At 71.4% G+C, this 9,787-nt stretch carries 10 protein-coding genes and 1 riboswitch; of the genes, 7 read left to right on the top strand and 3 right to left on the bottom strand.

Going from position 1 to position 9,787, the window contains the following annotated elements; translation table 11 throughout:
- Positions 1 to 9 precede the first annotated feature (9 nt).
- The gene (locus ACFW2G_RS27490) at positions 10 to 987 is read right to left on the bottom strand and encodes a glucosyl-3-phosphoglycerate synthase (protein ID WP_384584712.1); all 978 of its coding nucleotides are present in this window, start codon (positions 985 to 987) and stop codon (positions 10 to 12) included.
- Between the two features lie 184 nt (positions 988 to 1,171).
- Positions 1,172 to 1,329, top strand: a riboswitch (SAM riboswitch).
- On the opposite strand from ACFW2G_RS27490, the gene thrC reads away from it, so the two are divergent.
- The 7 genes from thrC (at position 1,323) to ACFW2G_RS27525 (ending at position 7,573) form a co-directional block, all read left to right on the top strand.
- Complete coding sequence (gene thrC, locus ACFW2G_RS27495) at positions 1,323 to 2,621, top strand: threonine synthase (RefSeq protein ID WP_384447835.1); 1,299 nt, start codon at positions 1,323 to 1,325, stop codon at positions 2,619 to 2,621. Its footprint overlaps the riboswitch before it by 7 nt.
- A 37-nt stretch (positions 2,622 to 2,658) precedes the next feature.
- Positions 2,659 to 2,937, top strand: a complete 279-nt coding sequence (locus ACFW2G_RS27500) for a MoaD/ThiS family protein (RefSeq protein WP_030854668.1) — start codon at positions 2,659 to 2,661, stop codon at positions 2,935 to 2,937.
- Between the two features lie 385 nt (positions 2,938 to 3,322).
- A complete protein-coding gene (locus ACFW2G_RS27505; RefSeq protein ID WP_030009783.1) occupies positions 3,323 to 3,529 on the top strand; it encodes a cold-shock protein in 207 nt (68 codons plus the stop codon).
- A gap of 436 nt (positions 3,530 to 3,965) precedes the next feature.
- On the top strand, positions 3,966 to 5,585 hold the full coding sequence (groL, locus tag ACFW2G_RS27510; protein ID WP_037924737.1) for a chaperonin GroEL: 1,620 nt from the start codon (positions 3,966 to 3,968) through the stop codon (positions 5,583 to 5,585).
- Positions 5,586 to 5,981: 396 nt separating this feature from the next.
- Complete coding sequence (locus ACFW2G_RS27515; RefSeq protein WP_384447830.1) at positions 5,982 to 6,521, top strand: hypothetical protein; 540 nt, start codon at positions 5,982 to 5,984, stop codon at positions 6,519 to 6,521.
- Positions 6,522 to 6,605: 84 nt separating this feature from the next.
- Positions 6,606 to 7,205 (top strand): phosphoribosylanthranilate isomerase, encoded by a 600-nt coding sequence (locus ACFW2G_RS27520; protein ID WP_037924740.1) that lies wholly within the window; start codon positions 6,606 to 6,608, stop codon positions 7,203 to 7,205.
- Positions 7,206 to 7,366: 161 nt separating this feature from the next.
- Positions 7,367 to 7,573 carry a hypothetical protein gene (locus ACFW2G_RS27525; RefSeq protein ID WP_384584682.1) on the top strand — a complete coding sequence of 69 codons (207 nt, stop codon included), beginning with the start codon at positions 7,367 to 7,369 and terminating at the stop codon, positions 7,571 to 7,573.
- Between the two features lie 24 nt (positions 7,574 to 7,597).
- On the opposite strand, the gene ACFW2G_RS27530 is transcribed toward ACFW2G_RS27525, so the two are convergent.
- Entirely contained in the window at positions 7,598 to 9,253 is a 1,656-nt protein-coding gene (locus ACFW2G_RS27530) for a serine/threonine-protein kinase (protein WP_384447826.1), read from the bottom strand.
- Between the two features lie 113 nt (positions 9,254 to 9,366).
- Positions 9,367 to 9,720 carry a protease inhibitor I9 family protein gene (locus ACFW2G_RS27535; RefSeq protein WP_384584679.1) on the bottom strand — a complete coding sequence of 118 codons (354 nt, stop codon included), beginning with the start codon at positions 9,718 to 9,720 and terminating at the stop codon, positions 9,367 to 9,369.
- Between the last annotated feature and the right edge of the window lie 67 nt (positions 9,721 to 9,787).

Raw genomic sequence — 9,787 nt, forward strand, 5'->3', positions numbered from 1 at the left:
TGGACACGGTCACGCCACGTGGCGCCGGCCGTACTCCTTCACGCCCACCATCGGCGGCCGCTCCTCGGTGTCCACCGCGTACGTGCGGGGTACGAAGCCCTCCGGCCGCCGCTCGAACTGCGTCAGCTCCGGCCGTACGAGGTGGCCGCGGGAGAGCCGCACCTGGGCCGTGCGGTAGATCGCCGCGGCCATCCTGCCCAGCGCCTGTCCGTCCTGATGGCGGTGGAGTCGTACGCCGACGTCCACCTGGGCCAGCGCGTCCAGCCCGACCGTGTGCAGTGCGTCGACCAGCAGCCCCAGCTCGACGCCGTAGCCGACGGGGAAGGGAAGGCGCTCCAGCAGCGAGCGCCGCACGGCGTACTCGCCGCCCAGCGGCTGGACGAAGCCGGCCAGCTGCGGCCAGTGGAGGTTCAGCAGCGGGCGGGCGACCAGCTCGGTGACCCGCCCGCCCTGGCCCGGTGCCCTGCCGGCGGCGGGCCCGTCGCACTCCGTGCCGAACGGGCGGTCGTACATCGCCTTGACGAACTGCACGCCGGGGTCGGTCAGCAGCGGGCCGACGATTCCGGAGACGAAGGCGGCCGAGAACTCCCGCAGGTCGGCGTCCACGAAGCAGACGACGTCCCCGCTGGTGGCCAGCAGCGAGCGCCACAGCACCTCGCCCTTGCCGGGCAGTGCCGGGATCCTCGGCAGGATCTCGTCGCGGTGCACCACCCGGGCGCCGGCCTTCGCCGCGACCTCGGCGGTCCGGTCGGCCGAGCCGGAGTCGACCACGACCAGTTCGTCGACGAGCGGGAACGGCAGTCCCTCGATCAGCTCACGCCGGATGACCTCGACGATCGCGCCGACCGTCGCCTCCTCGTCCAGCGCGGGTAGCACCACGCTGACCGTGGTCCCGGCCGCCCGTTTGAGGTCGAGCAACTGGTCGAGCGGTCGGTCGGCGGCGGACCAGGAGCGGTCGGCCAGCCAGCGCTCCACCTCTTCCAGCACTCTCAGCACTCCCTGCGTGTCGGTGTTATCAGCCGTTTTGTGATCCATCTCGCGGTTCGGACGGCTGTCTCAACCGCCCGCCCCTTCGGTTACAGTCTTGAACAACGCGAAGGACCACCGCATGCCGGGGTCCCCGCGGACAAACGCACCGGCGCGCCACAGAGCGCGTGTGCCGGTGCCATACCGCTCATCCAGAGGGGCAGAGGGATACGGCCCGTTGAAGCCCCGGCAACCCTCCAGTCGGTTCTCGCGATCGCGCGTCAGCGCTCGTCAGCGAGGTCCCCGGCTAGGGAAGGTGCCAATTCCGTCTCATGGCGAAATGCGCCATGGGGAAGATGAGGAGAAAGGGCCTCGCCATCATGGCTGCACAGACTGTCGCCACCTCTGTCGATCTCGGACCTGCCACCGGCCTTTCCTGTCGGGAGTGCGGTACCCGCTTCGCACTCGGTCCCATCTTCGCGTGCGCCGAGTGCTTCGGACCTCTGGAAGTCGCCTACGCGCTGCCGACCGGCGACCCCGAGGCCCTGCGCGCCGCGATCGAGGCCGGCCCGAACAACATCTGGCGCTACGCGCCGCTGCTGCCCGTCCCCGCCGACGTGGCCTCCAAGCCCAGCCTGAACCCCGGCTTCACCAAGCTGGTCGACGCGGCCAACCTGGCCAAGGAGTTGGGCGTCACCGGCAAGCTGTACGTCAAGGACGACTCCGGCAACCCGACGCACTCCTTCAAGGACCGCGTCGTGGCCATCGCCGTCGAGGCCGCCCGCGCCTTCGGCTTCACCACCCTGTCGTGTTCTTCCACCGGCAACCTGGCCGGCGCCGTCGGCGCCGCGGCCGCCCGGGCCGGCTTCCGCTCCTGCGTGTTCATCCCGCACGACCTGGAGCAGGGCAAGGTCGTCATGGCCGGTGTGTACGGCGGCGACCTGGTCGGCATCGAGGGCAACTACGACGACGTCAACCGCTTCTGCTCCGAGCTCATCGGCGACCCGCTGGGCGAGGGCTGGGGCTTCGTCAACGTCAACCTCCGCCCGTACTACGGCGAGGGCTCCAAGACCCTGGCGTATGAGATCTGCGAGCAGCTCGGCTGGCAGCTGCCCGACCAGATCGTCATCCCGATCGCGTCCGGCTCGCAGCTGACGAAGATCGACAAGGGGCTGCAGGAGCTCGTCAGGCTGGGCCTCGTCGAGGACAAGCCGTACAAGATCTTCGGCGCTCAGGCCGAGGGCTGCTCCCCGGTCTCGACCGCCTTCAAGGCCGGTCACGACGTGGTCCGCCCGCAGAAGCCGAACACCATCGCCAAGTCCCTCGCGATCGGCAACCCGGCCGACGGCCCGTACGTCCTGGACATCGCGCGCCGCACCGGCGGCTTCGTGGAGGACGTGACCGACGAGCAGGTCGTCGAGGCCATCAAGATCCTCGCGCAGACCGAGGGCATCTTCGCCGAGACCGCGGGTGGCGTGACCGTCGGCGTGACGAAGAAGCTCATCGAGAACGGGCAGCTGGACCCGGCGCTGACCACCGTCGTCCTCAACACCGGCGACGGCCTCAAGACCCTGGAGGCGGTGGCCGCGGACAGCGGGCAGACCGCCACCATCCGCCCCAGCCTGGACGCGTTCCGCGCCGCCGGCCTGGCCTGACCACCCTCCCTCGTACTACCGGAAAGGCAGTAGCGCCATGAGCGTCAACGTCCGCATCCCCACCATCCTGCGCACCTACACCGGCGGTCAGGCCGAGGTCCCGGCCGAGGGCGCGACCCTCGCCGAGGTCATCGAGTCCCTGGAGAAGAACCACCCGGGCATCGCCGCGCGCGTCCTGGACGACCAGGGCAAGCTCCGACGCTTCGTGAACGTCTACGTCAACGATGACGACGTGCGCTTCGAGGGCGGTCTGGCGGCGGTGACGCCGGACGGCGCCGGTGTGTCGATCATCCCGGCCGTCGCGGGCGGCTGCTGACCCTCCCGACAAACCGAAATTACCCCCTCCGCTAAAAGCGGAGGGGGTAATTCTGTTTGATTGGGCACGGTAGAGTTGGGGAAGTCCCCTCCGCTGGACTTGCCCGCTGCATATGAACGGGTCGCGTGAGGGTCGACATCGGGTCAATGTGCGGGCGCGGTATGGGGCTTTGGCGAGATATGTCTGGCCCGAGTTGCCCTGGAAGATGCCAAATTTTCACTCTATTTCAATGTTTCTCGGTGTCCAGATTTCTCGTCGGATTGACCTGTTGCAGACAGCACTCGCGCAGATACATTCAGCCTCGGTCGACGCGTTCCGACGCAAGTTCTGACCCGGGAACGCGAAGTGCGTTCCCGCGCAAGGGCCAGTAATAGGGGAGTTAGGCATGGCTCAGGGCACCGTCAAGTGGTTCAACGCGGAGAAGGGCTACGGCTTCATCGCGGTCGACGGTGGTGCGGATGTGTTCGTCCACTACAGCGCCATCCAGATGGACGGGTACCGCACCCTTGAAGAGGGTCAGCGGGTCGAGTTCGAGATCTCGCAGGGCCAGAAGGGTCCGCAGGCGGACATGGTCAAGCTCGCGCTCGGCTAGTCCCGGAGCATCGACCACCGACGCTCGGTCTTCCGTCGAAGACCCGGAAGACCTACGAGGGGCCCACATCCCGTGTCCGGGATGTGGGCCCCTCGCGTGTCCCCCGTGTGCCCGTGTTCTCCCCGGGGCCGCTTGCGCCCGCCTGTCACTCGACCGCCACCCCCGCATCGAGGCTTCTTCGAAGCCGCTTGCGCCCGCCCGTCACCCGACCGCCACCCCACGCCGAGGCTTCTTCGAAGCCGCTTGCACTCTCGGGGGTCGAGTGCTAATCATTGGCGTTAGCACTCTACGAGTGAGAGTGCTACTGAAACGAGGACCGGGTCGGTGAGGCCCGCAGGGTCCGGTGGGAAGGAACCGCCGGGCATGCAGGCCGTCCGTCGCGGGCGCGGGCGCGGTCCTGGGAGCAATCCACCGCTGTCCGGGAGGACCACTTCAGATGGCCAAGATCATTGCGTTCGACGAGGAGGCCCGCCGCGGCCTCGAGCGTGGGATGAACCAGCTCGCCGACGCCGTCAAGGTCACCCTTGGCCCCAAGGGTCGCAACGTCGTCCTTGAGAAGAAGTGGGGCGCCCCCACGATCACCAACGATGGTGTTTCCATCGCCAAGGAGATCGAGCTCGAGGACCCGTACGAGAAGATCGGCGCCGAGCTGGTCAAGGAAGTCGCCAAGAAGACGGACGACGTCGCCGGCGACGGCACGACCACCGCCACCGTCCTGGCCCAGGCGCTCGTCCGCGAGGGCCTGCGCAACGTGGCCGCCGGCGCCAACCCGATGGCCCTCAAGCGTGGTATCGAGAAGGCCGTCGAGGCCGTCTCCGCCGCCCTGCTCGCCCAGGCCAAGGATGTCGAGACCAAGGAGCAGATCGCCTCCACGGCCTCCATCTCCGCCGCCGACACCCAGATCGGCGAGCTCATCGCCGAGGCCATGGACAAGGTCGGCAAGGAAGGCGTCATCACCGTCGAGGAGTCCCAGACCTTCGGTCTGGAGCTGGAGCTCACCGAGGGCATGCGCTTCGACAAGGGCTACATCTCGGCGTACTTCGCCACCGACATGGAGCGTATGGAGTCGGCTCTCGACGACCCGTACATCCTGATCGTCAACTCCAAGATCGGCTCGGTCAAGGACCTGCTGCCGCTCCTGGAGAAGGTCATGCAGTCCGGCAAGCCGCTGCTGATCATCGCCGAGGACGTCGAGGGCGAGGCCCTGTCGACCCTGGTCGTCAACAAGATCCGCGGCACCTTCAAGTCCGTCGCCGTCAAGGCCCCGGGCTTCGGCGACCGCCGCAAGGCCATGCTCGGTGACATCGCCATCCTCACGGGCGGCACGGTCATCTCCGAGGAGGTCGGCCTCAAGCTGGAGAACGCCGGTCTCGACCTGCTCGGCCGCGCCCGCAAGGTCGTCATCACCAAGGACGAGACCACCATCGTCGACGGTGCCGGTGACAGCGACCAGGTCGCCGGTCGTGTGAACCAGATCCGCGCCGAGATCGAGAACTCCGACTCGGACTACGACCGCGAGAAGCTCCAGGAGCGCCTCGCGAAGCTGGCCGGCGGCGTGGCCGTCATCAAGGCCGGTGCCGCGACCGAGGTCGAGCTCAAGGAGCGCAAGCACCGCATCGAGGACGCCGTTCGCAACGCGAAGGCGGCCGTCGAGGAGGGCATCGTCGCCGGTGGTGGCGTGGCCCTGCTGCAGGCCTCCGCGGTCTTCGAGAAGCTGGAGCTCGATGGTGACGAGGCGACCGGCGCCAACGCCGTGAAGCTCGCCCTGGAGGCCCCGCTGAAGCAGATCGCCGTCAACGGTGGTCTTGAGGGTGGCGTCGTCGTCGAGAAGGTGCGCAACCTTCCGATCGGTCACGGCCTGAACGCCGCGTCCGGCGAGTACGTCGACATGATCGCCGAGGGCATCATCGACCCGGCGAAGGTCACGCGCTCCGCGCTGCAGAACGCCGCGTCGATCGCCGCGCTGTTCCTGACCACCGAGGCCGTCATCGCCGACAAGCCGGAGAAGGCCGCTGCCGCTCCGGCCGGCATGCCGGGCGGTGACATGGACTTCTGATCGGCCTGCTGGTCGATCGGCTGTTCTCGAACGAGGGCGGCACCCCGACGGGGGTGCCGCCCTCGGGCGTTCCCGGCCGGGACAGTCGGGACGTGGTGTCGAGCGTGAGGTCGAACGGCGCGGGGATGCGCAGCGGCTCGCCGAAGGACACCGTCGTGCGGGCGCGGGCCCCGCCCGGCCCTGGGGGCGCTCCCCTTCGACCGGGTGGCTAAAACCGCTGGCCGGGGTGGGTGGGAGCGTGTGAACGTACGGCCATGGGGAACTCCGTCACACATCCCGTGCCGCACACCGCCGATCCCGCCGGGACGTACGCGAAGGTGCGCCGCCCGTCGGCACCGCCGCCCCGGCGCGACGGGCAGGGATGAGGACGGGGTGGGGAGTTCGCGGGCCTATCCCGTGTTCCGGACCGATGACCTCGGGGAGGCCCACCGCCGGGCCCGGCTGCTGTGCGCGCGGATGAGGCCGCTCGACCCGGAGATGTGGCTGTGCGCGCGGACGGAGACCGTCGCCGAGGCCCGGGGGATGGCGGCGCTGCTGCCGGCCGGCATGTTCGATCCGTCGGACTACTGGGCGGCGGCGGACACCTGGTACCTGGGTGCCGAACTGCCGGGCGACGACCGGGAACTGGCCGCGGCGCTGCCGTTGACGGTCGACGCGTACGCGGCTCCCGGCCCGGTGGAAGCGAAGTTCCTGCGGGTGTTGCGCGGCGGGGCGGCCACGATGCTGTGGCGGGGGGCCTGGCCGGAGGTGCCCGGAATACCGTCCGCGTGCGCCGACCCGACGAACCAGCGGGTGGAGCTGGACCTCAACGAGGCGCATCCCGACGGGCGGCACACGCTCTACGTGCACTTCCGGTCCGCCGACGAGGTGGGCGCCGCCCATCTCGCGGCCCTCGTCGGCGGGGCGGTGCTCGGTCCCGTTCAGGTGGGGCGCTGAGGGGCGGGCGGGTGATCCGGCCGGAGCCGTTCGGCATGCGGGCGGGCCCGGCCCCGGCCCCCCGGGGACGCATAGGCTGGGAGCATGGCTGACCTCTTCGTCAAGATCTGCGGGCTCAGGACCGCGCCGGACGTCGACGCCGCGGTGGCGGCCGGGGCCGACGCCGTCGGCTTCGTGTTCGCACCCGGCAGTCCCCGTACGGTCGACGCCGCCACCGCGCGCGAGCTGGCGGCCCGGGTGCCGGACACGGTGCTGACTGTCGGGGTGTTCCGCGGCCAGTCCGTCGAGGAGGTGCGCCGCTTCGCCGCGGAGAGCGGCGTACGGGGCGTGCAGCTGCACGGCGAGGAGGGCCCCGAGGACTTCGCGGCACTGCGCGCCGAGGGCCGCGTCCTGCTGCGGGCCACCGCGGGGCGCGTGCAGCGCTGCGGTGAGTACGGCGAGGACCTGCTGCTGCTCGACGCCCCCGATCCGGGCTCCGGCAAGCCGTGGAACTGGGGCTCGGCGGACTTCACCGCGCCCGAGGGGCGCTGGCTGCTGGCCGGCGGGCTGAACCCGGGCAACGTGCGCGAGGCGCTCGCGGCCACCGGGGCGTGGGGCGTGGACGTCTCCAGCGGGGTGGAGCGGGAACGCGGAGTGAAGTCGCCGGACCTGATCCGGGCCTTCGTCGGGGCAGCCCGCGGTTAGGGCCTGTCCGGCGGATCGCGGCCGGCGCCCCGGGTCGTGCGCGCACCGGCGGTGGCAACACCACCGGGTGTTGCCATCTCCCTCTGTGCCGCGGCGCATGGGATGCGGCGGACGGGGCACCCGGGCGGTGAGGACGATCCGTCGTTCAGGAGGTGGCAGCGGTGCGCCGTACGCAGGTGCTCGACGTCTTTCCCGCCGGTGATCCCTACGGCAGCCGGCCTGCCGAGGAGTGCGCGGCCCGCTGCCGGGAGAGCGGCCTGCGGGTGACCGTCGTCATGGACCTCGACCGGGACGCCTTCCTCGTCGTGTCACTCGATGCGGACGCGGACGGGGACGCGGACGGGGAGGCGCCGCGGAAGGCGGCGTGAGGCCCCTCGTCAGGAGGCCGCGCGTCAGGAGGCCGCGCGCCAGACCGTCATGTCGGCCCTGATCCAGCTGGGGTCCTTCGACAGGCCCGGGGCCGACTTGATGCCGATGACGAACAGCGCGATGTCACCCGAGGGGTGTTTGACGCAGACCTCGCTGCCGGCCGCCATGACGTGCAGCGTCAGACTGTTCTGCCGGGCGAACTCCAGCTCCTCGCGGCAGGTTTCGAGGTTTCCGGTGCCCGCTTTCCGGGGCATGGAGAACACGCTCGTGTCGCTCTCCATCGTGCAGCCGCTGGCCAGCCCGCACTTCATGCGGATGTCGCCCGTGCGGTCGCCGTCCTCGTGCTGGACGGGTTCGTCGAAGCTGATCGAGTTCTTCTCGTTCAGCTCCAGCCCCGGATAGGGGATCGGCCTGGGCGGCTGGGACGCGCTCGGCGTCGGAGTGGGCGTGGGGGCGGCGGCCCCGGTCGGCAGCGTCGGGCCGGACGACCTGGCCGCGGCCGCCTCGGGTTCGGCCGCCCGGTCCGTCACGTCCATGAGCTTCCAGCCCAGGCCTCCCAGGGTCAGCGCACCCGTCACCGCCGCCACGGCGGCGACCCGCGCGGTTCGCCGCCGCTTGAGCCCGGTGCCCCCCGTTGTCGGCACGGCCACCGCGGCCGGCGTCGCCGCGGATGAGGGCGGGACGGCTCCCGCCGGGGCCGCCGTCGCGTGTCCGGTGCCTCCCGAAGCCGAGCCCCCCGGGGCCGTTCCGCCCGGGGTGGCGCCTGCCGCGGCGGGCCGTGGGACCGGTGTCGGTATCTCCTCGTCCAGGCCGGCCACCTCCCGCCAGACGGCCGGGCCGCCGCCCGCGGCCTCCTCGCCCAGATACGCGCGGCACCAGGCCAGGATCTCCGCCGGGGTGGCCCGCTCCTCCGGTTCGGTGGCCAGGCACAGCGCGAACAGCGGACGCAGCGGCTCCGGCAGTCCGGTCAGGTCGGGCTTCGAGTGCACGATCCGGAACAGCACGGTCATGGACGGCCCGTCCCCGTACAACGGTTTGCCCAGCGCCGCGAACGCCGCGGTCTGCCCCAGCGCGAAGACGTCGGTGGCCGGTGTGGTCTCGCCCGCCAGCCCCTGCTCGGGGGCCATGTACTGGGGTGTGCCGATGGTGCTTCCCGTGGCGGTGGCCGTCAGGCCGGAGGCCTGCGAGATCCCGAAGTCGATGACCCGGGGCCCGTCGGCGGCCAGCAGCACGTTCGACGGCTTCAGATCCCGGTGCACGATGCCTGCACCGTGGACGGCCACGAGGGCTTCGGCCACGCCCGCCATCAGCCACACCACCGCGGCGTCCGGCAGCGGCCCGCGCCGGGCGACGGCCTCCGACAGGGAGGGACCGGGCACGTACACGGTGGCCAGCCAGGGCGGTGTCGCCCCGGGGTCGGCGTCGATCAGCTCGGCGGTGTACGCACCCCGGACCCGCCGGGCGGCCTCCACCTCCCGGCGGAAGCGCCGCCGGAAGGTCGGGTCCTCGGCCAGATCGGGATGGACCACCTTGATCGCGACGGGGCGGCCGCCCCGGGTGTGCGACAGGTAGACACGGCCCATGCCGCCCGACCCGAGCCGCGCGGCGAGCCGGTAGCCGCCGACGGTCTGCGGATCGTCGGCCCGCAGCGGCTGGAACACATCGGTCGCACTGTTCATCGGTCTCCCCCCGCCCCCCCCGGTGACCAACCGGTGGGTTGATCCACGCAACCCTAAGCGCCGGGCGGGTGCGCGAGGGTGCCGGGGAGCCGTCCGCCGCGGCCGCCCTCCGGTCAGCCGGCCGCGCCGGACGGGGACACGCCGCCGTCCTCCCAGACGGACTCCACCCCCGGAAAGCCGCGCAGGGCGGCGACCTGGCCGGGGTTGAGCCGGGCGGCGAAGCCGCGCAGCGCGGTGCGGTAGACGTGGTCGGGGGAGGCCCCGACCATCCGGGCCACCGCCGCCGGATCGACGTCCTGGCGCACGGTGACGATGTACGGGGCTTCGTCGGCGGGGGCCGCACGGGCCACGGGCCCGGCCGGCGCGGCGGTAGCCGCGGCCGCGGGCAGGGCGGTGGCGGCGGCCAGCGCGGCGGCGGCCGCGGCCACGTGCAGGGCTCGGCCCGCTCGGCTCAGGAGGAGGCGCATGGGGCGAGGCCATCACGGGCCGCGGTGCCGGTCAACGAAGCCCGGGGGTGTGGCGGGGGGGCCCCCC

The sequence above is a fragment of the Streptomyces sp. NPDC058880 genome (assembly GCF_042742535.1).
In the GTDB taxonomy this organism is placed as follows: Bacteria; Actinomycetota; Actinomycetes; order Streptomycetales; family Streptomycetaceae; genus Streptomyces.

Excerpts from the sequence above, each read along its gene's own strand:
- ACFW2G_RS27505 (WP_030009783.1), top strand. The coding sequence starts at position 3,323 with ATGGCTCAGGGCACCGTCAAGTGGTTCAACGCGGAGAAGGGCTACGGC.
- groL (WP_037924737.1), top strand. The coding sequence starts at position 3,966 with ATGGCCAAGATCATTGCGTTCGACGAGGAGGCCCGCCGCGGCCTCGAG.
- thrC (WP_384447835.1), top strand. The coding sequence starts at position 1,323 with ATGAGGAGAAAGGGCCTCGCCATCATGGCTGCACAGACTGTCGCCACC.
- ACFW2G_RS27535 (WP_384584679.1), bottom strand. The coding sequence starts at position 9,720 with ATGCGCCTCCTCCTGAGCCGAGCGGGCCGAGCCCTGCACGTGGCCGCG.
- ACFW2G_RS27520 (WP_037924740.1), top strand. The coding sequence starts at position 6,606 with ATGGCTGACCTCTTCGTCAAGATCTGCGGGCTCAGGACCGCGCCGGAC.
- ACFW2G_RS27530 (WP_384447826.1), bottom strand. The coding sequence starts at position 9,253 with ATGAACAGTGCGACCGATGTGTTCCAGCCGCTGCGGGCCGACGATCCG.
- ACFW2G_RS27500 (WP_030854668.1), top strand. The coding sequence starts at position 2,659 with ATGAGCGTCAACGTCCGCATCCCCACCATCCTGCGCACCTACACCGGC.